Origin of the sequence: Mucilaginibacter corticis (assembly GCF_007558865.1) — a bacterium.
Taxonomy (GTDB): domain Bacteria; phylum Bacteroidota; class Bacteroidia; order Sphingobacteriales; family Sphingobacteriaceae; genus Mucilaginibacter; species Mucilaginibacter corticis.
Genome location: NZ_VLPK01000002.1, coordinates 291,385 through 318,100, shown reverse-complemented (window position 1 = coordinate 318,100; position 26,716 = coordinate 291,385). Strand labels below are relative to the sequence as shown.

The 26,716-nt window shown below is 44.3% G+C and carries 22 protein-coding genes; 13 read left to right on the top strand and 9 right to left on the bottom strand.

The window, feature by feature from the left end; translation table 11 throughout:
• The first annotated feature begins 5 nt into the window (after positions 1-5).
• From FO440_RS12065 to FO440_RS12020, 8 genes are all read left to right on the top strand, one after another.
• On the top strand, positions 6-3,251 hold the full coding sequence (locus FO440_RS12065; RefSeq protein WP_144248523.1) for an efflux RND transporter permease subunit: 3,246 nt from the start codon (positions 6-8) through the stop codon (positions 3,249-3,251).
• Between the two features lie 5 nt (positions 3,252-3,256).
• Positions 3,257-4,339: an efflux RND transporter periplasmic adaptor subunit gene (locus tag FO440_RS12060; protein WP_144248522.1), complete on the top strand. Its 1,083-nt coding sequence runs from the start codon at positions 3,257-3,259 to the stop codon at positions 4,337-4,339.
• A 74-nt stretch (positions 4,340-4,413) separates the two neighbouring features.
• Positions 4,414-4,761 carry a hypothetical protein gene (locus tag FO440_RS12055; RefSeq protein WP_144248521.1) on the top strand — a complete coding sequence of 116 codons (348 nt, stop codon included), beginning with the start codon at positions 4,414-4,416 and terminating at the stop codon, positions 4,759-4,761.
• Positions 4,762-4,890: 129 nt separating this feature from the next.
• Positions 4,891-5,421 carry an ester cyclase gene (locus FO440_RS12050; RefSeq protein WP_144248520.1) on the top strand — a complete coding sequence of 177 codons (531 nt, stop codon included), beginning with the start codon at positions 4,891-4,893 and terminating at the stop codon, positions 5,419-5,421.
• Between the two features lie 267 nt (positions 5,422-5,688).
• Positions 5,689-6,807: a DUF6515 family protein gene (locus tag FO440_RS24430; RefSeq protein WP_186292653.1), complete on the top strand. Its 1,119-nt coding sequence runs from the start codon at positions 5,689-5,691 to the stop codon at positions 6,805-6,807.
• Positions 6,808-6,959: 152 nt separating this feature from the next.
• Positions 6,960-7,802: an oxidoreductase gene (locus tag FO440_RS12030; RefSeq protein WP_144248516.1), complete on the top strand. Its 843-nt coding sequence runs from the start codon at positions 6,960-6,962 to the stop codon at positions 7,800-7,802.
• 2 nt (positions 7,803-7,804) lie between these two features.
• The gene (locus FO440_RS12025; RefSeq protein WP_144248515.1) at positions 7,805-8,599 is read left to right on the top strand and encodes an SDR family NAD(P)-dependent oxidoreductase; all 795 of its coding nucleotides are present in this window, start codon (positions 7,805-7,807) and stop codon (positions 8,597-8,599) included.
• Between the two features lie 154 nt (positions 8,600-8,753).
• Positions 8,754-8,939, top strand: coding sequence for a hypothetical protein (locus FO440_RS12020; protein WP_144248514.1), 186 nt, complete (start codon positions 8,754-8,756; stop codon positions 8,937-8,939).
• Between the two features lie 15 nt (positions 8,940-8,954).
• On the opposite strand, the gene FO440_RS12015 is transcribed toward FO440_RS12020, so the two are convergent.
• The 4 genes from FO440_RS12015 to FO440_RS12000 all read right to left on the bottom strand — a co-directional run bounded on the left by FO440_RS12015 (position 8,955) and on the right by FO440_RS12000 (position 12,344).
• Positions 8,955-9,233, bottom strand: coding sequence for a UBP-type zinc finger domain-containing protein (locus FO440_RS12015; protein ID WP_144248513.1), 279 nt, complete (start codon positions 9,231-9,233; stop codon positions 8,955-8,957).
• 3 nt (positions 9,234-9,236) lie between these two features.
• The gene (locus tag FO440_RS12010; protein ID WP_144248512.1) at positions 9,237-9,626 is read right to left on the bottom strand and encodes a group III truncated hemoglobin; all 390 of its coding nucleotides are present in this window, start codon (positions 9,624-9,626) and stop codon (positions 9,237-9,239) included.
• 1 nt (position 9,627) lies between these two features.
• Positions 9,628-10,983: a sensor histidine kinase gene (locus FO440_RS12005; RefSeq protein ID WP_144248511.1), complete on the bottom strand. Its 1,356-nt coding sequence runs from the start codon at positions 10,981-10,983 to the stop codon at positions 9,628-9,630.
• A gap of 95 nt (positions 10,984-11,078) precedes the next feature.
• Positions 11,079-12,344: a BamA/TamA family outer membrane protein gene (locus FO440_RS12000; protein WP_144248510.1), complete on the bottom strand. Its 1,266-nt coding sequence runs from the start codon at positions 12,342-12,344 to the stop codon at positions 11,079-11,081.
• A 168-nt stretch (positions 12,345-12,512) separates the two neighbouring features.
• On the opposite strand from FO440_RS12000, the gene FO440_RS11995 reads away from it, so the two are divergent.
• Both FO440_RS11995 and FO440_RS11990 read left to right on the top strand, forming a co-directional pair.
• Positions 12,513-13,232 (top strand): peptidase, encoded by a 720-nt coding sequence (locus FO440_RS11995; RefSeq protein WP_144248509.1) that lies wholly within the window; start codon positions 12,513-12,515, stop codon positions 13,230-13,232.
• An 11-nt stretch (positions 13,233-13,243) separates the two neighbouring features.
• Positions 13,244-14,089 (top strand): transglutaminase-like domain-containing protein, encoded by an 846-nt coding sequence (locus FO440_RS11990; RefSeq protein ID WP_144248508.1) that lies wholly within the window; start codon positions 13,244-13,246, stop codon positions 14,087-14,089.
• Positions 14,090-14,169: 80 nt separating this feature from the next.
• Here FO440_RS11990 and FO440_RS11985 read toward each other — a convergent pair whose 3' ends face one another.
• Together FO440_RS11985 and FO440_RS11980 are read right to left on the bottom strand one after the other, a co-directional pair.
• On the bottom strand, positions 14,170-18,108 hold the full coding sequence (locus FO440_RS11985) for a Pls/PosA family non-ribosomal peptide synthetase (protein WP_144248507.1): 3,939 nt from the start codon (positions 18,106-18,108) through the stop codon (positions 14,170-14,172).
• 187 nt (positions 18,109-18,295) lie between these two features.
• Entirely contained in the window at positions 18,296-19,270 is a 975-nt protein-coding gene (locus tag FO440_RS11980) for an energy transducer TonB (RefSeq protein WP_144248506.1), read from the bottom strand.
• Between the two features lie 90 nt (positions 19,271-19,360).
• Here FO440_RS11980 and FO440_RS11975 point away from each other — a divergent pair, with 90 nt between their 5' ends.
• Complete coding sequence (locus FO440_RS11975; protein ID WP_144248505.1) at positions 19,361-20,095, top strand: DNA-formamidopyrimidine glycosylase family protein; 735 nt, start codon at positions 19,361-19,363, stop codon at positions 20,093-20,095.
• A gap of 70 nt (positions 20,096-20,165) precedes the next feature.
• Here the strand turns inward: FO440_RS11975 and FO440_RS11970 are convergent, their stop codons facing one another.
• Both FO440_RS11970 and FO440_RS11965 read right to left on the bottom strand, forming a co-directional pair.
• Complete coding sequence (locus FO440_RS11970) at positions 20,166-20,453, bottom strand: hypothetical protein (RefSeq protein WP_144248504.1); 288 nt, start codon at positions 20,451-20,453, stop codon at positions 20,166-20,168.
• Positions 20,454-20,662: 209 nt separating this feature from the next.
• The gene (locus FO440_RS11965) at positions 20,663-22,537 is read right to left on the bottom strand and encodes a CocE/NonD family hydrolase (RefSeq protein ID WP_144248503.1); all 1,875 of its coding nucleotides are present in this window, start codon (positions 22,535-22,537) and stop codon (positions 20,663-20,665) included.
• Between the two features lie 174 nt (positions 22,538-22,711).
• Here FO440_RS11965 and FO440_RS11960 point away from each other — a divergent pair, with 174 nt between their 5' ends.
• Positions 22,712-23,251: a hypothetical protein gene (locus tag FO440_RS11960; RefSeq protein ID WP_144248502.1), complete on the top strand. Its 540-nt coding sequence runs from the start codon at positions 22,712-22,714 to the stop codon at positions 23,249-23,251.
• 114 nt (positions 23,252-23,365) lie between these two features.
• Here FO440_RS11960 and FO440_RS11955 read toward each other — a convergent pair whose 3' ends face one another.
• Entirely contained in the window at positions 23,366-24,013 is a 648-nt protein-coding gene (locus tag FO440_RS11955) for an ankyrin repeat domain-containing protein (protein WP_144248501.1), read from the bottom strand.
• An 89-nt stretch (positions 24,014-24,102) separates the two neighbouring features.
• On the opposite strand from FO440_RS11955, the gene FO440_RS11950 reads away from it, so the two are divergent.
• The gene (locus tag FO440_RS11950; protein WP_144248500.1) at positions 24,103-26,652 is read left to right on the top strand and encodes an FtsK/SpoIIIE family DNA translocase; all 2,550 of its coding nucleotides are present in this window, start codon (positions 24,103-24,105) and stop codon (positions 26,650-26,652) included.
• Positions 26,653-26,716 lie beyond the last annotated feature (64 nt).

Genomic DNA, 26,716 nt, shown 5'->3' with positions numbered 1-26,716 from the left:
TAACTATGTCCATGGTCACATCCGCGCTTAAAAGGCCCATAACCACGGTGGTAATCACCTTAAGCCTTTTAATATTCGCAGTAATAAGCGCAATCAATATACCTATAGATATTTTCCCTAAGCTAAATCTGCCTACCATTTACGTTATCGAATCGTACGGCGGCATGTCTGCCCAGCAAATGGAGGGGTTTTTCGCTACGGGTTTACAAAACCAGTTTCTGTATGTTGATGGTATAAAAAACATCAGCAGTAAAAGCATACAGGGCCTAACCATCATTAAAATTTCCTTTTATGAATCTACCAACATGGCCGAAGCCTCCGCGCAGGTAGCCTTGCAGGTAAACAGGGCGCAAAGCTTTTTCCCTCCGGGTGCATTGCCTCCGCAGGTAATCCGTTATGATGCATCATCGCTGCCTGTTGGCCAGCTGGTATTTGACAGTAAAAACGAAAGTCTGAAAGATATTTATGATTTGGCGGCTACACGTATCCGGCCCATGTTTTCAACCATTCCCGGTTTGTCTGCCCCCCCGCCATTCGGGTCAAACGCGCGTACCATAGTTTTCAGCATTGACCCTGATAAATTACGCAGCTTTAACCTTACACCCGACCAGGTGGTTGATGCCCTGGCCAAGTTTAACGTGATGGCTCCTTCAGGCAACCTGCGCATGGGCGATATGATGTATTTAACCACCATGAATTCGCTCATTAAAAACCCGGATAGCTTCGGCAATATCCCGGTTATTACTAAAAACGGTGTCCCTATTTATGTAAAGGATGTTGCCAGGGTTACTGATGCCGCCGATGTTACTGTGGATTTTGCCCTGGTAAACGGCAAGCGTTCGGTTTATATCCCGGTGGTTAAAACAGCTTCGGCCTCTACATGGTCGGTAGTGCAGGACCTGAAAAGTAAAATGCCCGAAATGCAGAATTTACTGCCGAACGATGTCAAGATATCTTACCAGTTTGACCAGTCGATATTCGTTGTAAACGCCGTAAAAAGCTTAATGACCGAAGGCGGATTAGGTGCCTTGCTTACAGGCTTAATGGTGCTGTTATTTCTGCGCGACTGGCGAAGCAGTTTGATTGTGGTAATTACCATACCGGTATCTATCCTGATCGGGGTATTGTTGTTAAGCCTGTTTGGGCAAACCATCAATATCATGACCTTGAGCGGACTGGCGTTGGCTATCGGTATCCTCGTCGACCAGGCCACGGTTACCATAGAGAATATCCACCAGCATCTGGAGATGGGTAAATCAAAAAGGCTGGCTATTTATGATGCCTGCGAGGAGATCGCCTTCCCGTTATTGTTGATCCTGCTTTGTATTCTGGCCGTGTTTGCCCCATCGTTTTTGATGAATGGCGTACCTAAGGCCATGTTCCTGCCGCTGTCTATGGCAATTGGCTTAACCATGATCGTATCATACATATTGGCGCAAACAGTTGTACCCATATTAAGCAATTGGCTCATCAAGGCCGAGCACTACCAACATTATCATCATGGCGAAATACATGCTCATGCAGGTGAAGGCTTGGACAAACTGGAGAAAGACCAGGTAAACATGCACCGGCAGCAGGAAATTGATCACCCGGAAGAGAACGATCTGTTTGAAAAGGTAAAATCACGGTTCATCAATATTATCAGCCGGATAATGCCGCGTAAAAAGCTTTGGGTGCCGGTTTATTTTGTGGTGGTGATTGTATTGGCAGGTGTTGGTTTCGTGATCATAGGTAAAGACATGATGCCGAAACTAAATAACGGCCAGTTCCAGATCCGTTTAAAAGAGCCCCAGGGCACCCGCCTTGAACGCACAGAGGATAAATTTAAAGATGTGCTGGATATCATTAATAAAACGGTTAATAATCACGTAAAGATCACATCAGGTTATATTGGTTTGGTGCCCAGCAGCTTTGGCAGCAGTAACCTTTATGTGTTTAATACCGGTACACAGGAAGCCGTTTTACAGGTAAACCTTGATGAAGATTATCACATCAACATGGATGAACTGAAGGACGCTTTACGCAAAAACATAGCGAAAGCCATTCCGGAAATGCAGATCACTTTCGAGCCTATCGACATGACGGAAAAGATCATGAGCCAGGGCGCAAATACCCCTATCGAGGTGCAGGTAGCAGGTAAGGATCTGCAACAAATAAAAGGGTATGCCAACAAAGTATTAGCCAATTTAAAGCAAATACCCTATCTGCGCGATATCCAGATCAACCAGCCATTAAACTATCCGGTTATTTCTATAACGCTGGACAGGTTGAAGGTTGCCCAATTGGGATTGAATATCAGCGACATTTCCAGGTCGGTAACCGCAAGTACTTCGTCGAGCCGCTTTACGCAGAAAAATTTATGGCTTGATGAAAAAAACTCCTACACCTACCAGGTGCAAACGCAGATACCCGAGTATATCATGAACTCGATGGAAGCTTTAAAGGAAATACCTTTGGTAAAAGGGCAAAGCAGCCCCACCCTGGCTGATGTTGCCACATTTACGCAAAACACCGCGCCTGCCGAGTATGACCGCGTTGGCCCGAGACGTTATATAACCGTTAGCGCCAACATTTATAAAAAAGACTTAGGCACGGCAACAGGTGATGTACAAAAAGCAGTTAAACAAGCCGGCAAACCACCAAAAGGACTGGTAGCAACCGTAGGTGGTATGTCAAGCTTGTTAACCGAGACACTAAACAGTTTGCAAAGTGGTTTGGGCTTTGCCGTGTTGGTTATATTTTTATTACTGGCGGCCAATTATCAATCATTTAAAGTATCTCTTACTGTGTTATCCACTGTACCTGCGGTGATATTGGGATCGATATCGATGCTGTTAATAACAGGCTCTACACTTAACCTGCAATCGTACATGGGTATGATCATGTCGGTGGGTGTATCGGTAGCTAATGCCATTTTGATAGTAACCAATGCCGAAAATTTGCGGCTTGAATATAAGGACTCTACAAAAGCTGCTATTACCAGCGCATCTATCCGTTTACGCCCGATACTGATGACCAGTTTAGCCATGATAGCGGGTATGATCCCGATGGCGTCAGGCATGGGCGAGGTGGGTGAACAATCTGCACCGCTTGGGCGCGCGGTAATAGGCGGCTTATTTGCATCAACACTTGCAGCGCTGTTTATACTGCCATTGGTGTTTGCCTGGATCCAGGAAAAAACCACCTACGATTCTGCATCACTAATGCCCGAAAGCGAAGAAACTAAACCCCTTGAACCCTCAACAATATAAAAGACATGAAAACCAAATTGATCATATTAGGCGCACTAACCAGCTTGTTAGCAGCCTGCGGCGGTAACGAAAAACCGGTCGACCTGACCGAATCAAAAACAACAGCAACTAAAAAATACGATATAGGCAGCATTACAGAAAAAGCGCTGTCAAGTACGGCCCGTCTGCCGGGGGCGTTAGTGCCATTTAACGAAGTAAACCTTTTCCCTAAAGTAAACGGCTTCGTAAAGCAGCTTTATGTGGACCGCGGATCGGTTGTAAAAAAAGGCCAGCTTTTAATGACGCTTGAAGCGCCCGAAATGGAATCACAACTACAGGCTGCCAATTCGCGCTACTTGCAGGCTCAGGAAACAGCAACCGCCAGCAAAGAAAAATATGAGCGTTTAAAACAAGCCGCGCAGGAACCGGGGTCAGTATCGCCGCTTGACCTGGATAATGCAGTAGCGCGGATGAAGGCGGATAATGCTATCGCCCAAGCAGAAAGATCAAATGTGGCATTGGTAAAAACAATGCAGGGGTACTTAAGCATTTATGCCCCTTTTGATGGTACTATTGTAGAGCGTAATGTATCGCCGGGCGCGCTGGTAGCGCCGGGTAAGGCTACAGATCAACCCATGTTATCATTGCAGGATACCCGTAAACTCCGTTTAGAGGTGGCCATCCCCGAAGATTATGTAGATAAGGTTGATTTGAAACAACCTGTAAATTTTACCTTTAACGCCATACCGGGAGTTGCCCATGCGGCTAAGATCAGCCGCTCGGCAAATAGCCTGGGCGGTATGCGGTCTGAAGCTATTGAGATTGATGTAATGAACACCAAAGACCAGCTAAAACCGGGTATGTATGCCGAGGTGACCATCCCGATGTTATCCGGTACTAAATCTTTATTGGTACCCAATACCGCTATTGTACGCTCGACAGAACGGAAATATGTTATTACGGTACAAAACGGAAAAGCAAAACTGGTTGATATTAAAGAAGGCCTGGTAGGTAAAGACTCGACCGAGGTTTTTGGCGCGCTGACAACCGGCGGTAAAATTGTCAATAACGCCGGCGATGAGGTAAAAGATGGTGACAAAGTTGAATAAAGTTGCCTGTAGTATATATAAAAACCACATCCGGCAAATACCTCATCTTTAAATGATACCTTTACCGCCCACGCATGGAAGAAAGAAAATATTTAACAACCTGGAGAAGATACATACCGGTAATACGCTTGCATCTTAAAAGAAGCCTTACCGCAGAGCAAAGCTTTAAACTGAATATTACTGATTTTGAATCGGCGGGCGACCGCGGCAAGTCGGGCTACACGTTTAATATCGCCATGGAAAACGGAAAGGTGACGAATAACATTAGTGGATCGGCGGTAGCACGTGATCTTTATGAAGCATTAAAAACCGACGAGGCCATTAACGCTATGTTGCAGGGAAAAACTGTGAAGATAAGTGTGGGTAAATCTTTTTTATTAAGTATTAAAACAAGCCATATTTCGGCGTATAAAGAAATATAAACCAATCAAAAACCATTTATGGGCCGGTATGATATTCATGCCGGCTTTTTTGTTAAAAAATATCAATTAAGTTATTGGTTAATAGGCATTTATTATTTATATCTTTATTAACACCAATTAACCAATAACATGAAAAAAATTATCACTTGCGCAGCTATTGCTGCCCTTTTCTTAGTTGCCTGCAAAAACCAATCGGCAACCACCGCGCCAACCGGCGACAGTACAGCCACCAGGATGGAACACAACAAACAAGCCGCATTAAACTTTGATCTCGCGTTTACCAAAGGCGATGTCGACGGATCATTTAAAGATTGCGCGACGGATTTTGTTGACTACGGCAATGGAGCCATGAAACCCATGAAAAATATTGATTCGATGAAAATGGATGGAAAGCAATTTCTTGCCGCATTTCCTGATTTTAAAGCTGACGACATGCACGCGGTAGCATCAGGCGATACAGTAGTTGTAACGGGTGTATGGAGCGGCACCTTTAAAAAGGATTACCGGAAGATGAAGGCGACCGGTAAATCATTTAAAATGCCTGATGCCGACATTTTTGTTTTTAACAAGGATGGCAAGATCGCATCGCACGCAAACGTACAGTCATATATTTACGCCCTTTATCAATTAGACGTGCCCATGCCGCCTAAGAAAAAATAAGCCAGTTGTCATATTTATAAAAACATTAAAATGCTGATAGAAAATACTCTTCCGCATTTTTTAATTTAGCTGTTGTTGAACCATAGGACCATCTAAATACCCTATAATCACGCATATTCATACTAATACGTAGGTTTTGTCAATAATTGGTAAAGTTGGACTACTTTTTGACTATAAATTATTGCAGGCATTAAACCGTTTGCGTTTTTTTAGTCTATATGAATAACAGCCGCAATTAAGGCTTACTAAAATAAAAAAAACAAAATTATGAAAAGGATATATCAGTATTTGATGATGACAGGTTTAAGCGGATTATTGTGTTTGTTTCTGGCTGTCCCTGCAGATGCGCAACGTGGTGGTGGACATTCAGGAGGTGGCGGTGGTAGCCGTGGCGGAGGCGGCGGAGGCGGTAGCCATTTTAGTGGTGGCGGTGGTGGTGGCCGTAGTTTCTCTGGTGGCGGTGGTAGCCGTAGCTTCTCCGGCGGTGGCGGTCGCAGTTTTTCAGGCGGAAGCAGGCCAAGTGGTGGTTTTTCCGCAGGCCGCAGCACAAATAGCTTCAGGTCTCCAAATGCATTTTCAGGCTCAAGCGCTCCGCGTGGTAGTGCACATGCCTATAGTGGCGGCAGTCGTTCATTTAGCAGAAGCAACATAGGTGGCAACTATCGCGGTAGCATACGTGGCGGTTACACAAGAAATGGCCATTATTATGCCGGTGGTTATGGTGGCCGCGCTTATGGTTATGGCCGTGGATACGCTTATGGCTATCGTTATAGCCCATGGTACTCACACAGAGGTTTTTACTATAACCATGGTTTTTACGGTAGTTTATATTATCCGCGCCTTGGTTTTAGCTTAGGTGTTTTACCTTACGGTTATTACCCATTCTGGTGGGGCGATGCGCAGTTCTACTACAGTGGTGGTTATTTCTACCAATACAACAACGACCAATATACTGTAGTTGAGCCACCTATCGGCGCTGCTATAAATACTTTGCCAAGCAACGCATCGGCAATAACTATTAACGGGCAGCAATATTATGAGTCTAACGGTGTTTACTACCTGCCGGTAACAAAAGATGATGGCAGCGTAGTTTACCAGGTTGCGGGTAAAGATGGTCAGTTAGACACAACCGCGACCGACCAGGATAACGGCGGTTATGATAATGGTGGTGGCAATCCTCCTCCGGCAAATAACCAACCTGCTGTTGCCATGCCTGAAATTGGCGACCTGTTTTACAGCCTTCCGGCTGATACCAGGAAAATAAGGATCGGCGGTCAGTTATATTATGTGTCGCCTGACGATTTCTATTATCAGGAAACACGAGATCAGCAAGGTGCCAAGGCGTACAAGGTTGTAGGCACGCCTGACGACAGCCCGGGCAACTAAAAAATATTTAAAAGGCAAAAAAGGGTGAACGCTTTATCAGCGTTCACCCTTTTTTATTAATGGCAATTTTACAACATGATTAAAACATAAGCATGACAAACATTTCTGCGCTATGCTGTTATTTTGATTAACATTTAAATCTTTTTGAAAAAATGAGTAAAGTTTGGTTAATAACAGGCTGTTCTACCGGTTTCGGCCGCGAACTGGCTAAAGAAGTATTGAAGTCGGGCTACCGCGCAGGTGTTGCTTCGCGTAATACGGACGATGTAAAAGATATTATTGAAGCGTTCCCGGATACATCCATTGCTGTAAAGTTAGACGTAACCAAGGCCGACGAAATCACAGCGGCAGTTAAACAGGTTAAAGAAAAATTCGGGCAGATAGATATATTGGTAAACAATGCAGGCATAGGTTATTTTGGCGCCATTGAAGAGAGTGAGGAAGATGAAGTAAGACGCATGTTCGAGATCAATTTCTGGGGATTAGCGAACATTACTAACGAAGTATTACCATTGATGAGGGCGCAGCACAGCGGGCATATTGTAAATATTGCTTCTATTGGCGGTTTGGTTGGTTTCCCGGGTGTTGGTTTTTATAACGCTACCAAATTTGCGGTTGACGGTTACTCTGAAGCATTGGCTAAAGAAACTGCGCCGTTGGGCATAAAAGTTACCGTGATCAATCCAAGCGGTTTCCGTACCGATTGGGCCGGCAGATCTGCCAATAACAGCAAGATCGTAATAGATGATTACAAAGAAACTGCAGAGGCTAATAAACAAGCCATTCGTGGCTACAGCGGCAAGCAACCCGGCGACCCGGAACGCGCCGCCAAAGCCATTGTTAAAGCTGTAGAGGCAGAAAACCCACCATTACACCTGCTGCTGGGCGTAGCCGCGCTAAAAGGCGCACGCAACAAGCTTGAAGTTTTGAAAAAAGATTATGACACCTGGGAAGCAACAACTGTTGGGGCTGACTTTCCGCAAAATGAAATATAAAAATGGATCTGCAATTAAAAAATAAAATAACATTGATCTCCGGCTCTACTGCCGGGATAGGTTATGCTACTGCCAGGCTGTTTGCTGCCGAAGGCGCACAGGTAATTGTTAACGGACGTACCCAGGCCCGTGTTGACGCTGCCATAAAAAGCATCATTGAGGCAACAGGCAATAAAAACGTAAGCGGCGTTGTTGCTGATTTTGCCGACAAAGACCAGATAGACGCGCTGATAGCCCAAATACCAGAGGTGGATATCCTGATCAATAACGTGGCTATTTTTGAGCCTAAAGCCTTTGCCGATATTCCTGATGAGGATTGGCTGCGGTTTTACGAGATCAATGTTTTAAGCGGTGTAAGGCTTTCAAGAGCTTACTTTGATAGGATGCTGCAAAAAAACTGGGGCCGTATCATTTTTATCTCAAGCGAGTCTGCCGTACAGATCCCGCAGGAAATGATCCATTATGGAATGACCAAAACTGCACAGCTGGCCATAGCACGCGGTTTGGCCGAGTTGACCAAGGGAACTAACGTTACGGTAAATTCGGTATTGCCCGGCCCTACCCTATCTGAAGGGGTTGGCGGTTTTATTGAAAACCTGGCAAAGAGCCAAAATAAAACCAACGAAGAAATTGAAACCGATTTCTTCAAAACTATGCGCCCTACATCTATCGTCCAAAGGTTTTTAACGACTGACGAGATAGCAAACACCATTGTTTACCTGGCAAGCCCGCTGGCGTCTGCAACCAATGGTGCAGCAGTACGTGCCGAGGGCGGTTTGCTGAAAACAGCGATATAAAACAGATCATATAATCAGACCGGATTTTGGTCTTATAAATGCCGATAGTTTCAAAGCTATCGGCATTTTTCATTTATAGAAATGGGATTCCCGTTCAAATAAATGAATAAAATGAACGACTAAGGGAATAATCAGAACAAATACATTTGTGCCCATGCCTAAATCGACTGATACTTATCCCAATTTTGATTACAAAGCCGGCGAATTAAATAAATATATCGCCACTGCGCAAATGATCACTATCATGTTAAAAAATGGTGAGATCATCCATTATTTTCCTGAAGACACAGCCAATTTTTTACAGTGGTTATGTGATCATGGTATTAAAGATATCAAGTAACCGCTTTTAAGCTATCTACATATTATACTCTACAAACGCTTCATCATTGTAGCACCATAACCAGTTTTCGCCGGGCTCTGCAGATATGATCACCGGGTGTTGGGTAGCGTGGTAATGTTTGGTCATGTGCGTATTTGGCGAGCTATCACAGCATAGTGTTACGCCGCAGGTTTGGCAGGTGCGTAAATGCAGCCATTCGTCGCCTGTTTTAATGCAGTCTTCACATACGTACTCTTTAGGTTGTATGATCTGCTTTATTTTCTCTAAATGTTCGCAAAGCGGTTCATTTTCCATAGTTTACAAAATATTTAAGGGGTTGTTACGAACGTGGGATATTTTGGCTTCAAACATTTCGGCCATTTTTGCAGCACGCCATTTGGCTTCTTCGGCTTTAACGCCGGTAAATAGTTCATCTACGGTTTTAGTAAATAATGTTAGCCATGCTGTAAAATGCTCATGTGCTACCGGCAACCGCGCATGCGGCATAAACGGGCTACCGAAATACGTGTGCTCATCCAGCAATACGGTTTGCCAGAAACGGTACATTTTTTCTAAATGCTGCGGCCAGTTGTCCTGAATCCGTTCGTTAAATACGGGCGCAAGCAAAGCATCGGTCCTGATCCGTTCATAAAAGGTATCTACCAATACTTTTATATCTGCCAGCGAAAGTATCTCGGTTTGCTGCATATCATGATTGCCTTTCGATGTTGTTTTTCATCCGTGTCATGTGTATTGTAAAAGTAGTACCCTGTTTTTCAGTACTTATAACATCAATTTTGCCTCCGTGTTTTTCAACAATTTGTTTTACAATGCTTAAGCCCAACCCTATTGACTCTTCGCCACGGATACCCTTACGGCTGGCTTTTGAGAAACGGTCAAAAATAAATGGCAATAAATGTTCAGGGATGCCCATACCGAAATCCCGTACATCAATAAATATTTGCCCGTTAACGTCCCGCAGGCTGATCTCTATACGCTCGCTTTCGCCCGAGAATTTAATAGCATTGCTGATCAGGTTATCCAGCACGCGTTGCATCTTCTCTGTATTGATATGCGTAAAGATTGGGTATTCGGTTCCGTAAAATAAGATCTCTACCTGGCCCAGCTTACTCCTTGACCATTCCTCAACAATTTTGATGAGGTAGTTATTAAGCTCTATTTCCGCGATATCAAACGTGCTGTCGTTATCGTTATTAGCGGTTTCTATCAGGTCGTTAATTATCGCGGTAGCTTTAACGCACGAGGTGCGGATCATTTGCAGGTTTTCCTGGTTATCGTCGTCCATTGAATCGTCTTCCTGCATCAGCGAGGAAAGTGCCATTATCGCTGTCAGCGGATTACGCAGATCGTGCGCTACAATACCCAGGATTTCATTTTTTAAACGGCTAGCGGTTTCTATCTCCATGTTCTTTTCTTCAATGGCCTTCAGCTTTAAAAAGTTATCGGCCCGGTATGAAAATGAAAACCGCGATATGCAATAAAATACCGTCAGCAATACAAACGATGCCAGGTTGTTCATAATGATCTCGCTGATGCCGGTTTGGTAATAAGGCAATGCAAAGGCAAAAAAAGCCCCCGCTAATACAGCCAGTATCAGTGATTCAAAATACTCAAGGGTGAAAAACATACCTGCTATTACCGTCCCCATAAAATACATAACCAGGGTATTGCGCGGGTTGTGCATCGTAAAAAAAGTTACCCGCATACAGCTTATCATAATAAATAAGGCAAACAACAAAACAAGGAACTGGCTTAAATTGGGTTGCGGCTTGTTTTGCTCATACTGTTTAACCAATAATAAACCGGCCAGGTAAAAAACGGGGGTAGCTAAAGCTGATATGATGTTGGCATTATTAAATTCATCATAGTGGCTTATGTTTTGTACAGGAATGTGATATATGGTAACTATAAACCTTAAAGAAATATTCAGCAAAAAGTAAATGAGGCTTACTGTTTTTACCGTTTTCAGGTTCTGGAGCGTACTGTAACTTCTGAAAGCGGATTGGTAGTCTGAATTGATTTTTGAAAAAAAATGAACCCTCATATAAAATTGTTGGCTCACTAATATACGTAATCCGAGAACATGTGCTTAAAACTTCTAAGAATATTCTTATAATTTTAGAAATTTTAAACTATAGGTTAAAAAGCTTCACCTACATCAATAAACAGGCCTCTTGAACCCTGCGTCCCAAAGCCATAATCGATAGTAATATTAGTTTTTGACAGCTTGTTTATGCTGATACGTAAGCCCGGCCCATAGCCCGGTTGTATGGCTTGCAGGCGTGTACCTTGCTGTGCAGAGAAAGATTCGACGTTGGCAAAAACAACCCCGCTTAACAGGCCATTGGCCATGATCCTAAAACGATATTCGGCTTCGCCATAAACCATTTGGGCACCCCTGAACCGCCCCTGGATATAGCCCCTGCCGGTGGCCGAGTTCGCATCCCATGATATACTGGGCAGGTCCATATATTCCGGCCTGCCGTTTAATATTATCCAGTCATAACTCCATAATGCCAGGATGTTTTCAGAGCTTGCCGGAAACTTGATGTACTTACGTGCATCTACGGTCAATGACGTCCACGTTGAGCTGCTGCCCAGGGCCGACGGGCTTACGCGGTACAACAAAGAAGTATATGCACCCTTTGAAGGATTTATGGCATTATCGCGTGAATCGTAAAAAGTGTTGAAGGCAAAACCTGACGCTATCGAACCGGCTGTTTTACCATACCGAGCATAATCAGATATGCCGCCGTTTATGTTGCCCTTTTCGGTAATGTTGTAATGGGTGTCAAACATATAACCCAGGCCTGCATAAAAATTACCGCCTAAGTGACGCAGTACCGTTTCATAAAAGCGCACAAAATTATAGTCCATCGGGTCTTCATTCCTCATTTTTGAGCTACTGCCCAAACCAAAGGTGCTTTGCGGAAATTTATAAAAGCGATAATCGCCTACAAAGTTATATTCATTATTCTTGCTCCAGATGCTGCTTTGCACCGGGATACTGAACTGCTTATTTTGCGTGTAAGATGTACTGGCTACAATGGTAGATACCCGCGACTGCGGCCCGGTACGAAAGGTAACATTACCTGACAATACAACTGCCAGGCGTGACACCAATGTATAGCCTATTGCCGGCACAACAGATATAACAGGTTTTGAGGTAATACTGTCATTTACAGATGGCGTAGACTCATGAAATAAGGCACCTATCACACTGTACAGATCTTTTTGAGGGGTGCCTTTTTTTGAAAGTACCGTAGTGTCTTTTTTGCTTTTGTGTACAAGGGTGCTGTCCGTGTAGATCTTGGTAAGCGGTATCTCGGGGTTGCGCTGCGCATACACTCGCGGGGCGAATAATAGTATTATCAATAAACCGCAAAGGGTGTAAATTATCCTCATGTATAAGCGGTTTTTGTTCTTTATCTGTTTATAATTAATTACTCACGCAACGCGAAATTAGCTATTTTGTTTATACCCCGGCCAATAAACATCAAACATTTTTAGATATTATAATAAGTTAATACTCAATATTTATTTACTTTGCCACCCTTAAACTTAATATTTGATATGACTTACTGCCTGGGTATAAAGGTTAAAGAGGGCCTGCTTGCAATTGCTGATACACGTATTACATCCGGAACTGATACTACTGTAAAAAAGAAAATTACCATAGAACAAAAAGACGGATTTTCGCTTTTTATCATGACAAGCGGCCTGCGCTCAACCAGGGACAAGGCTATCGTATATTTTAATGAATTATTAGAAACAACAGAATACAACAAGCTGTACAAAGCCGTGAACGCGTTTGGCGAACAGGTTAAACGCGTGGTTAAAGAGGATAAGGAATCATTAGAGAAAGCAGGGTTTAATTTTGACCTGCACACCATTATTGGCGGGCAACTAAAAGACGACGAAGAGCATAAATTGTTCCTGCTTTACCCTGAAGGTAACTGGGTTGAATTAGGGCAAGGTGCGCCATTTATAATTATAGGTAACTCGGGGCACGGAAAACCCATTTTAAATCGTACCTTAACAGAGGATTCGAGTTTGAGGCTGGCGCTTAAGGTTGGGTTTTTATCTTTCGACTCGACCCGTGTAAGTTCAAACAACGTGGACTTCCCGATTGACGTGGCGATCTATAAAAAAGACAGCTTTAACATAGTACAACAACGGTACGAGAAAAAAGACCTGGAGAACATTTCAGGCCAGTGGGCCGAGGAATTGAAAGCCGCGTTAGAGCACGTAACCGAAGACTGGATGAATTTAGCATTTGACAAACTAACATAAACTACACCCCTATGAAATTCGATGTATTCACCGAGATGGAATATATAGTGAAATCGGAGAGTACATTGATCTTAAACATCAATGCTTTAAGAACACAACACCAAACAGTATTAAGCGAAGAATTTATTGTTGACCCTTATATAAAGGTTGAAGAGCTACCGGCAACAGGCGGCGAAAATCACATGGTGCGTTTCGAAGTTAAAAACCCCGGAACTGTAAAGGTAACTTATAAGGCCACCGTTGACAACAGTTACAAGATAGTTGATTACGAAGGCCAGTACGAAACACCGGTAGCGCAGTTTGACCATTCGATACTGCCATACCTTTACCCAAGCCGTTATTGCCAGTCGGACAAGTTATACCGCCTGGCGCATAATATGTTCGGGCATATTGTTAACCCTTTTACCAAGGTTATTGCGCTTACCGACTGGATCTACCGTAATGTGGAGTACCTGAGCGGGTCAACCAATTCAGAAACATCGGCATTTGATACCGTTACCGAGCAGCAGGGCGTATGCCGTGATTTCGCGCACCTGGGCATTGCCCTGTGCCGCGCGTTAACCATCCCTGCAAGATACTTTACCGGTTATGCCTACCAGCTAACCCCGCCCGATTTTCATGCCTGCTTTGAGGCTTATTTAAATGGCGAATGGATCTTATTTGATGCTACCAAGCTTGTCCCACTAAATGGTATGGTTAAAATAGCTACCGGCCGTGATGCTGCCGATACCGCCATAGCCAACATTTTTGGCGATGCCGAACTTTCATCCATCGTAGTGAGCTGCGAACTGGCTGACCAAGGCTTTGAACCGCTGATGTATGGGCATATTGATTATACGGGGGTGGCGTATCTTTAACCCCACCCAACCCTCCCCGAAAGGGAGGGCTTTAAAACAAAACAATAAGCCATTCATTAAAGTCTCCCCTTAGGGGAGATTTAGAGGGGTTTCACCGGGCTGCCTATCCAATCTGTTCCCGGCGATAAACGCTCGCCTTTCATCACTAATGATAGGGCTTCAATGCTGGTATCATCGCCCAGTTCACTATCATATAAAATAATGGTACCTGCACCTACGCTGCTTCTCGCCCCTATTTTTACGGCCCCTACTTTCATTACCCGGTCTTCAAACAAATGCGTTTGCGGTCCGCAATCCTGGTTAAGGGCGGCGTCATCGCAAATAGTTACCATATCAAACTCTGTAATATCGGTGGTGTTCATCCATACGCGTTTGCCAATCTTAACGCCCAGTAAGCGCATGAAAGGCGGCAGCCATGGTGTTCCCTGCAGATAATCCAGGAAAAACGGAATAGCCAATGCCTCATAAGTTGAGGTTATAGCCTCGCTTTTCCAAACCGCCCAACTCCACATCGGCTTTTGCTGCGCTTTATATTTACCAACAAGTACCCATTTTAATACCAGCGGTACCAGGAATGAAGGCACCCCCATAAAAAACAGGTAATAAAAAGGGAAGTATAAAATGATCTTCCATAAAGGCTGATCCACCACCAGGTCATGCGCGTAGGCAATGAAGAAAATCGAAAAACAAATAATGGCGCTCTCCGGTAAGATGATCCGGATAAACTCTACCAGTCCGCGGGCAAATTTGCGGTAATTGTTAGGGTGGATGGTCAGCTCGTCACCAAAAGGCGTGCTTTCCTGCCTGCGCGGCAAAGGTATAGCCGGCGAGCCAAACCAGTCCCTTGCAGTACTTTCCTGCTGTTGCTTATCGTCAGGCGGGGTAGATAGTACGCCTATCAGCATATCGCTGTTTAGTTGATATCCCTGCGGGATAAGCGCGCTGTTACCTACAAAGCTATTATTACCGATAATGGTCTTGCTTAATATCAGTTGCTGCGCGCGTACGTCAGCTTCGCCAAGTGTTACCGCATCGGCAACAAAAGCGCCGTCGCCAATTTCAAGCAGCGGGTGCGTAACGCTGCTGGCAGTAGAGATCTCTGTATTCTTACCGATCTTAGCGCCAAGCATCCTGAAATAATCGGTCACATAAACCGTAGCGTATATGGGGTGCATTACGATCAGGCTTAATGACATCAACTGATCTGCAAACCATTTACGCACATAAAAAGCGCTGTAAACAGAGTATTTGCCGGGCTTGATATCATATTGCAGTAAGCGGGTAAGCACCACGGTTTCAAACATAAACAGCGCTATGTATAAAAGGGCCAGCATAGGCACGTGCACTATATAATTAAAATTATAATCGGGCGCGTTGTTGTCCATCCGGTTTATGGTGATGATGGTTGGCAGCAGCGGCAATAAAATAATGAACGGAAACGCCATCATACACATAATAAATATCAGCTTATACTTACGGCGCGTAGAGGTCGATACCGGTTCAGGGTGCGGCAGATCGGCAATGTTCCTGGTTTCTTTCAGCTGCGCCGGGCTGCCCTGCCAAACTTCGGCAGTGTTAATGGTTTTACCCGCCGGTAAAAAGCTCAGGTCCTGCAGCTCGCCCCAGTCTTCAACACGGGTATCGCCGGATATGATGGCGCTGCTACCAATATAGGCGTGATCGCCAAGATGGATGCGGCGTAACTTTAATAAGCCGTTTTCTACGAACGCGTTATTTAAATGCGTTTTTGAGCTGATGCTTGCATCGTCTCCTATGGTGATCAGGTCTTCTGCACCAAAGTTAAAATCGCTTACCTGCGCGTTTTGCGCTATTTTGATCCCCAGCAATCTTAAATAAAGCGGGTAAAGCGGCGTACCATTTAAAAACTGGGCCGGCAATAAACGCTGAATAGTTTTAACAAACCACCACCTAAAGTAGTAACTACCCCATAAAGGATAATCGCCCTCCTTCATTTTACCTATTACCAGCCATTTGGCACCAATGGATATGGTTGTAAATAACGGCGGAATAAACGAGAACAGCACCAACGAAGTAATGATAGAGTATAGTACACTATTGGTTTCCTGATCTACATAATAATATCCCAGGTAAGGTATAAAGATCTGGAACGCGAAAAGCCCGTATATCAGCAATAAAGACACAGTTTGCGCCAGCCAGCAAAGCAGGTAACGGTGCAGTGGTGTTTTGTTGTATGCCTTTTTATGTTTTGGTTTAACTTCAGGCTGGCCCTGCCAAACTTCTATCAGGTTGCTAAGCGGGCGGTTAAGATAAATATCTTTTAATGATGCGCCCGGCAGGTTGGCATCCCTGCGTAACTGCGATACAAAGCCGGCAGCCAATAACGAGTGCCCTCCCAGGTCATCAAAGAAATCCATTTGCGGGGTGATCTCTTTATTGGGGAAGATCCCGCGTAATACGGCCATGATCCGGTCAGCAGCAGGTGCATTCAGATCTATTGCGTTTAGCGGATCATTTGCTATGGTGGCAAATGCTTCGGGTACAGGCAGCGCCTTACGGTTTATTTTACCGCTGGGCATTCTCGGCATTTCATCAAGCGCTACAATGGTGCCGGGCACCATGTATGACGGCAAGGTCTTTGCCAGCTCGATCCTGAAAAGATTTTCCTCTATCTCGTTGATACCATCCATCACCACATAGCCAACCAGTTGATCCTGCCCGTTACCATCTTTCTTTATGGCGACTACTGCGGATGCTACGCCGGTTATGGCGTTCAACCTTACCTCAATCTCGCCAAGCTCAATGCGGTAACCGCGCAGTTTTACCTGGTCGTCAAAACGGCCGTGCAGGTCTACCGTGCCATCGGGGTTAATTACTGCCGCATCACCGGTGCGGTACACCGTTTTACCCGGCAATACATCCAATGATTTTGGTTTCGGCACAAACTTTTGCTGGGTAAGCTGCGGCAGTTTTACATAGCCCGATGCCACGCCTGGCCCGGTTATCACCAGCTCGCCTTCCTCGCCAATGGGCAAAAGGTTCATGTTATCATCAACCACCGCCAAGTTGTAGTTAGGAAGCGGGTCGCCAATTACGATCTTGTCTCCCGAATTAAGGGATGCTATGGTAGCGGTAACCGTAGTTTCTGTAGGCCCGTAACTGTTGTAAAATTTAATGCCCGACCGCGCCCATTTGGCCAGCACCTGCGGTGTACAGGCCTCGCCGCCGGCATTTACCAGGCGTAATGAGCTTATGCTATCGTCCATCACGGCCAAAAGGCTTGGCACGGCATGCAGTATGGTTATATTTTGTTCGGCAAGTACGCCGCCTAATTCGTCAATAGCTTTTGATGTGGTGTTATCTGACACCCAAATGGTAGCGCCTGCAAAATAGCTTATCCAGGTCTCTTCGCACCACATATCAAACGATACCGAGAAGCCCTGGTATACTTTATCCGTCTCCCTGATATTAAAAACAGTTTGCTCAGACCTCACTAAATGGCAGATCTGTTTATGGCTTATCGGGATACCTTTAGGCTTACCTGTACTGCCTGATGTATAAAGCACGTAAGCGCAATCGTCAGGCTGCGGGCCTTTGGCTAATTTAACAGCCTGTTGCGGCGCGGGCCTTGGCGGCACAAACAGCCGCGGGCAGGGTGAATTTAATTTTTGCAGACTGAATACGCCATCGGCACCTACTTCTTCCAATATCAACTCTACACGTTCGGCAGGGATCTCCCTGTCGACAGGCACATAGGTAGCGCCTGATTTTACGATACCTAAAATAGCCACGTGCAGTTCTAAACCGCGCTGCCACCATACCCCCACTTTGCTGCCGCGGGCAATACCTTTTTTGTTCAGGTATTCGGCCACAACGTCGCTCCACCTGTCCAGTTCGGCATAGGTAAGCGATTGCTCATGAAAAACAAGCGCGGTTTTACCGGCATGTTCTGCCGCTGATCTTGAAAATAAAGTCGCCAGTGTTTCCTCACGGATCAGGTCCGGGCGATCGGCTCCGAGTACAATACTCAGTGAATTCATATAAGATGTAATAGTTGTCTTGGGGGATATCAGTTTATAATTTCAGTCAGGCTAACTACGTTCAATAGTAAGCATTGTTTTGTGATATCTGATAAAATAAATGAAGGATGGTTTAACCCTCTGATAATGAAACAACATTATTACAATGGTGCGGTTTTACTAATAAATGGATGCAGTTGGCTAATGATCAGATATTAAACCTGACAGGGAGCGTAAAACGTACTCTTACCGGCATGCCATATTGGGCGGCAGGTGCCCATTTGGGCGATGCTTTTAAAACCCTCAAGGCCTCTTCGCTTAATTCGCCGTCGGGGCTTCTCTTTACTTTAAAATCAGTTAATGACCCGTCTTTTTCTACCACAAAATCAATAAGTACAATGCCACTTATCCTGTTTACCCTGGCATGGTAAGGGTATTTTATATTGTTAGCTAAATAAGTGCCGAAAGCTGCAAAACCATCAAAGAATTTTGGTTGAACCGCCCGGGCCTGGTATGTATATGTTTTTTTATCCTTATCAACAGCCTTACCCGAAATCAACTCGCCATTTTTGTATTCCTCTATAAAAGTGAGCTTGCCATGCTTATCCTTAATCTTACCTTTCCATGTACCTTCTCTTAACCCGTTTTTTATCGGGCCATTCTCTTCTTTATTCTTAAAATCATTGTCATAGCCAATATATTTACCATTGCTATTAGCTGCCAAAATTCTGCCGCTTTTGGCACGGCATTCTACTATCAAGATCTTAGCGCCATAGTCCGAACCGTTCTCGCCACTTTTTTCATAGAATTTATGGGTGTACAGTTTACCATCAGGATAACATTTATAGTAATCGCCTATCTTATCGTTATGATTGTAGGTAGCTATTTCATTTTTTTGCCCTGAGGGATAAAAAGATTCATAATGTCCTTCCAGTTTTCTGTAGTCGGGCTCTGATGTTTTACCTGTTGACCTTATCTTATTATCCGCATAATACTCGGTGAAATTATAAAATTTCGAACCGGTATCCGGTGCGCTTATCACAAGGATATAATCAGCACTGTCACGGGTTTTTACAAGGCGGTCATCATTTTTATAAAAGTATGTTCTTGGAAAATCCTGCGCTGAACTATAATTAAAACAAAAAAGACAAAAAATCAGGGTGATAAATATTGAACATTTCATAAATAGGTAATAAGGTTTTGGCTACTAATGTAATAATTTTAGCAATAACCAATGGCTCAATATTTGCATAATTCATAAAAAATTAACGCCATGCCCGAAGGTCCATCCATCTTAATATTAAAAGAAAAACTACAGCCGTTTAAAGGCAAAAAAGTAATTGATGCCAATGGCTACGCAAAAGGTTTTGATGCGGATATACTGAAAGGCAAAACGCTTAAGGATATTAAAACCTGGGGTAAGCACACGCTGCTTTGCTTCCCTAAATTTACGGTACGGGTGCACATGATGCTGTTTGGTTCATACTATATTAATGAGCCTACTAAAAAGAACGCTTCGCTGCATATGAAGTTTAGCAACGGCGAAGTAAATTTCTCTATCAGCGCGGTTAAGTTAATTGAAGAGCAGTTGGATGAGGTATATGATTGGTCGGCGGATATTTTGAGCAAGGAATGGGATGCGGACAATGCTATTAAAAAACTCAAGGCAAAACCCAAAGTAATGATCTGCGACGCCTTGCTTGACCAGAAGATCTTTTCGGGGTTGGGCAACATCATTAAGAACGAATCGCTTTTCAGGGCCAGGCTGCACCCCAAAAGTATTATCGGCGAGATCCCTGATAAAAAACTGGAAGAGCTGGTAAACGAAGTCACCAAATTTAGCCGCGACTTTTTAAAATGGAAAAAGGCAGACACGCTGACCAAACACCTTGAAGCGTATGAAAAAGATATCTGCCCGCGTAACCTGATCCCGTTCCACAAAACCGATACCGGCAAAACAAAACGGCATTCTTATTATTGTGAAAAATGCCAGGAGTTGTTTGATTGAGCAACGCAAAGGCGGAGGGTCGTGCGATTCTATCTTAGGGGTAATTATAAATCAGTGGGATAAGATGGTTTTAGTTTGTATAAACATATTTCACTTGTGTTAGATCTTTATTTAACGTATAATACACAGTGCTTAAGAGGAATGGGTGGTGACTGCTATCATAAATTATTTTATTTTTAATAACACCTATTACATTGCCATTAGGATCTAAATCACTAAATTTTATGTCTTTTATATTGGCTTTTGGATTCTTTGAATGAATATACTCTTTGACAGTCCGTTCTGCTTGTTGCTGTTTATTTTGAAAAGTCGAACAAGCCAAAGTAAATATCAATAGGATAAGGAATAGCTTTTTCAATTTAAATAGGTTTTAGCGAATAGATAGTTAAGATTTACGAAGTTTAAAAAACTTCGTAAATCTGCAAGAATATATTTTTACTCCACCAACCAACTTGCGCTCGTCTGCAACGAGTGCTTAACACTTTACAGCATCGGTGATGCGACAACGCGATATAATCGCTAAACCACTTTAAGCACTCGTTACAAACGAGCGCAAGAATATTGTAATTACTCCATAATCCTTACTTTCAAAAAGCTTGGATGCTCTTTTGATGTGTAGATCTTATGCGTAGCCTTTTTAAAATCGCTCTCGTCAGCCTTCATGATATTTACAAAGGTTTGCGGGTTGCGGTCGATCAACGGGAACCAGGTGCTTTGTACATGTACCATAATTTTGTGGCCTTTTTTAAACGTGTGCAAAATATCCTGCAGCTCAAAGTTTACCGGAGTTACCTTGCCCGGCACAAAAGGCTCAGGGTGCTCAAAGCTGTTGCGGTATTTACCGCGAATGGGTTCGCTGCGCACCATTTGCTGATACCCGGCCATTTTTACACCGGCGCCGGTAAATTTGTTGTTTGCTGCGGTGTCCGGGTATACATCAAGTACCTTTACCACAAAATCAGCATCGGTGCCTGTGGTGGCAACTTTAAGGTTTGCCCAGATATTGCCCGCAATGGTAACATCTTTATCCAATACGTCGGTTTGGTAGCTTAGTACGTCTTTTCTGTCAGCCAGGAAACGCTGGTCGGCAGTCATGTATTCTCGCTGCATATCCATGGTCTCGTTCCTGTCGGCCACAAACGGAACAGGGTTAGCCGGGTCAGACTCATATTGATCATAACTGTCCTTATCACTAGCAGGTGCGTTAAATGACAGTTTACCGCCCGGTAAAAAATAGAGTTGTTTTTCCTCCACATTTTTTGGCGGCCAGGTATTATAAGTTTTCCATTGGTTTGTGCCTGTTTCAAAAGTGTTGATGGGTGCAATGTTCAGTTCTGTACCCTTCAAATAATGGCTAAAAAATTTAAACTCGATATCATCGCGGTAATGCGGGCCCTGCGGGCCGCCAAAATCCACATCGCCCAAATGATCGCCCGGCCCGCGCGACCAGCCGCCATGTACCCATGGCCCCATGGCAAAATAGACAGGTGTAGCCGGGTTATTTTTGGCAAGCGTTTTATACGTATTAATTGCACCGTACAGGTCTTCGGCATCATACCAACCGCCGGTAACCAGCACCGCGGTTTTAATATCATGCAGATGGGTCAGCACATTACGGTCCTTCCAATGCTGATCATAATCCGGGTGGTCTATCATTTCGTTCCACAGCCTGATGGTGTCCTTATAATACTTGTCATTGGTATTTTTCATTGGCCCCATCTTCATAAAAAAGTCGTAGCCGTCTTTAGTTCCGGGTTCAAAACCTTTGCCGGGGCGTTGGGTGGGTTTGTCGTCCTGCCTGTTGGTAAAGCCGGGGTAAAAGCCAAAGTTGGCCACTAAAAAGAAAGATCCGTTATGCCAGCCGTCATCACGCCACAGATCTGCAATGGGCGCCTGCGGCGATGCAGCTACCAGTGCGGGGTGCCTGCTTAATAAAGCGGTGGTGGTATAAAATCCGGGATAAGATATCCCCCATACCCCTACTTTACCATTGTTGTTCGGGATGTTTTTAAGCAGCCAGTCAATGGTATCATAAGTGTCTGTGCCTTCGTCAATATCCTTATTGGTTTTATGTTCTTCCAGTTCGGGCGTCATTTCTTCATAGATGCCCTCGCTCATCCAGCGGCCGCGCACATCCTGGTAAACAAAAATATAACCGTCGTAAATAAACTTTGGCGACGGCCCGAGCGACGATTTATACATATCAGTACCGTACGGCGCCACGCTGTAGCAGGTACGGTCCATCATGAAAGGGTATTTCTTAGACTGATCTTTAGGGACATATACCGACGTAAAGAGCTTTTTGCCATCGCGCATGGGTATCTGATACTCGTACTTGGTATAATTAGCCTTTATATAAGCGGCATCATTTACCGGAGGGCCGGGTTGCGCGCAGGCACTTAGCGTTGTGATAAGACAGATAAATAAGACCAGTTTTTGCATAATAAAATTTAAGTTTTGAAAATACAGATTACCTGCGCCAATCAGAAACAGAAAGTGATTTAAGTGCTGATAAATTTTGCATCGGCAGACGAAAAAAATATTTTACCAATTGTAACATTTTTGTTGCAATAATGTTGTAGCTTTATAATAACCAATATAAAGGAGGTACCGATTATGAAAAAAGCACTCATGTTATGTTTGTTGGCTTTTGGTATTAATGTGGCGACAAAAGCGCAATGCCCGATCAACGAAATCCTTACCACAAAAGACCCGCAAACTATTGCGACTTTAATTGAAAACAACACGGAATGTATTAAAGAATCGTTAACGCAAAATCCCGAATTTCAAAACTTCAGGGTGTATGTAGATTACTTGTACAATACCTCAAGACCGTGGATCTACCATACTAATCTGCAAAAAGAAAAGCTATTTGCAGACTTTTACGCTACCTGGGGCCTGGCTTACCCAACCATGAGTTCGCCTGCGCCTGCCGACCCTGAATTTTACGAAGCCCTAAAAGCCATGGTAGCTACAGACCCTGCATTCTTTACCCAAAGAAAAGAAACTAAGATCCCCGTTAAATATCAGCAATGGTTATATGTAAAGAGCCTAATTGCAAAATACGGCGAGCGTAATGTTGTCGCGTTAGCCAATGCCGCCGGCAAAGTTGCCAACCTGGCCACTAATAATTACCAGATATATGTAGCTAATTAACCTCCTACCTCGCCCGTTTCAACCCGGGTGGGTGTTAGTTTTTCATATTTTTTTAAAAGTTCAGTTAAGGCGATGAGTGTAAATGCTTATCGCCTTTTTGTTTTTGGGGATGGGTCAGTCTAAGATATCGGCTATATCATCAAAGCCTTTTTCGCGGGCCAGGTCGGCGGGTAGTTTGCCGCCTTCCATGCGGATATTAAATTCGCCGCCGTTTTCAAGCAGTAATATCAGCAACTCGAGGTTGCCGTTTTGGGCGGCCGAGTGCAGCGGCGTAGCACCTGCCTTTTGGGTTACATTAACGTTAGCGCCATTCTCAACCAGCATACGTGCAATGTTAGTATAATTGCCGGCGGTGGCCGAGTGCAGCGGGTAAACATTAAAACCGTTGTTTGATGGCAGGTTTACATCGGCACCTTTTAAAACCAGGTAACGCGCAACTTCAAACTGCCCGAAATAACAGGCCAGGCCTAATGGGGTAAAACCGTCGTCGGCATATAAATTTACAGCCTCGGGGTGGTTATATATCAGGTGGGCAACCACATCAAACTTACCCGCAGCCGATGCTTCAAAGAGGCTGATCTCGCCAACGTGTTTTAGTAACAGTGCAGTAACTTCAGGCTTTTTAAAATAGCATGACAACATCAGTGGCGAAACCTTATGGCTTGTCGTCTGTGTTGCTAATGCCGGGTTTTGAGTTAACAAGTTATTAAGGCCGGTCAAATCAGCATCAGTGATGTATCGCTCCAACAGTTCTAAACTCATTATTCAATATTACTAAAAAATTAAAAATAACCAACATAGTTGTTTAATCTATTAACTTTATATTTGCACATACTTCTGTTACATAAGGGATGCCGGTAAAAGGAAATCAGTTTAAGTCAAATAGTTTTAAGGAGGAGAATCAACCTCGTCAATCTTCAGAAAAAGGTTCAAGGGAGCGCACCGCAAAGCCAAAAATTGAAAAAATGCCTGTTTTTGATCTCCATGACGGGCGCCTGGTTAAAATATTAGGATTGTTTTTCCTGGTACTTTCTTTGTTTTTTCTCATTGCTTTTACATCCTATTTATTTACCTGGCAGCAAGATCAAAGCTATGTATCAACAGCAAACGGCGGCTGGCATAACCTGTTCAAAACCCAGCAGGAATTATTGGACAATGGTATTAAAAACCCGGTTGTTGAGAACTGGCTGGGCAAATTTGGAGCGCTGCTTTCAAACCAGTTTATTTTTGAGTGGTTTGGCGTAGCATCCTTTTTGTTTGTATTTGTGTTTTTTATTGTAGGATACCGCTTACTGTTCAAGGTAAGGCTGTATTCGGTTGCTAAAACCCTGGGCTACTCGCTTTTCGGCTTGGTATTCATATCCATTTTTATCGGCTTTATCCATGCCCTGATCATTGACTATCCGCATTTTTTAGAGGGCGAATTTGGCTACTGGAGCAACAAACTGCTCGACGCGCAAATTGGCCAGTCTGGCACCGGCGGCTTATTGATATTCGCGGCGCTTACCGTACTCATCGTAGCTTATAATATTGATTTTAAGATCCCGAAAAGGAAAATTAAAGAACCGGAATTGGCAGGTGTCGCGCCTTTGACCGATAACTTTAAACCGGAGCCCGTACCGCTGGTTGACGAAGAAATATCTCACCCGGTTGAGTGGCCCAAAGGTAATAATACCATCAAGCCCGAAGCCTTTACCAACCAGCCGCTGGCACCCTTAACCCCCGAGCCTATTTTCCATGAACCGGTAGTGCTTACGCCTGATGATGAAGGCGCGGACCCCGACCTTGACGCGGATATCCCGCTAACGCTTGAAACCGAAAGGCCAAGCCCGGTATTGAACGTTGAGAAATCTGACGATGAAAAAGCCAGATCATTAGTTGAGCAATTTGGCACCTACGACCATAAGCTTGACCTGGCATCATATAAATACCCTACCCTTAATTTGCTTGAAGATTACGGCACAGGTAAAATAGCCGTAAACGCAGAAGAACTGGAAGCCAACAAAAACAAAATTGTTGAAACGCTTAACCATTATAATATCGAGATCGATAAGATCAAGGCCACCATTGGCCCTACAGTTACCCTGTATGAAATTATCCCGGCACCGGGTGTGCGCATCTCTAAGATCAAAAATTTAGAGGACGATATCGCGTTGAGTTTAGCGGCATTGGGTATCCGTATTATTGCGCCTATGCCGGGTAAGGGTACCATAGGTATTGAGGTACCAAACCAAAACCCCGAGATGGTTTCCATGCGGTCTATCCTGGCTACAGAGAAGTTTCAGAATACTACCATGGATCTGCCTATAGCCTTAGGTAAAACCATATCGAACGAAGTATTTATTGCCGACCTGGCCAAGATGCCGCACTTACTGGTTGCAGGTGCTACCGGCCAGGGTAAATCGGTTGGTATCAATGCTATTTTGGTATCGCTACTATTCAAGAAACACCCTGCCGAACTGAAGTTTGTATTGGTTGACCCTAAAAAGGTAGAGCTAACACTATTCCGCAAAATAGAACGCCATTTCCTGGCTAAACTACCTGACGAGGCCGACGCGATCATTACCGATACCAAGAAAGTGGTAAACACGCTTAATTCGCTTTGTATTGAGATGGACCAGCGTTATGACCTGCTGAAAGACGCGCAGGTACGTAACTTGAAAGAGTATAATACTAAGTTTATCAACCGCAAAATAAGCGACCCTGAAAAGCACCGCTACCTGCCGTTTATTGTATTAGTGATAGATGAGTTTGCCGATTTGATGATGACGGCCGGTAAAGAAGTGGAACAACCGATAGCACGTATAGCACAGCTGGCCCGTGCAGTGGGCATCCATTTGGTTATTGCTACGCAAAGGCCGTCGGTAAATATTATTACGGGTACTATTAAGGCCAACTTCCCGTCAAGGCTGGCATTCAGGGTATTGTCAAAGATCGACTCGCGTACCATACTGGATGCAGGCGGCGCCGACCAGTTGATCGGTCGTGGCGATATGTTATTCTCAACCGGCAGCGACCTGATCCGCCTGCAATGCGCCTTTGTGGATACCCCTGAGGTTGAACGGATATCAGACTTTATAGGTAACCAGCGCGGCTATCCTACCGCCCTGTTATTGCCGGAATATCTTGGCGAAGGCGAAACCAGCAGTGCTAAAGAGTTTGATGCCAATGACCGCGACCCAATGTTTGAAGAAGCAGCACGCCTGATAGTGATGCACCAGCAAGGCTCAACCTCGTTGATACAGCGTAAGCTTAAACTGGGTTACAACCGCGCAGGCCGTATTATCGACCAACTGGAAGGTGCAGGCATTGTAGGCCCGTTTGAGGGCAGCAAAGCCCGTGAGGTGCTGTATCCTGATGAGTATTCATTAATGCAATATTTGGAGACGTTGGATAAATAGCCCCTCCCAACCCTCCCCTAAAAGGGAGGGCTAAAATAAAGTTCCCCCTTTAGGGGGCGGAGTG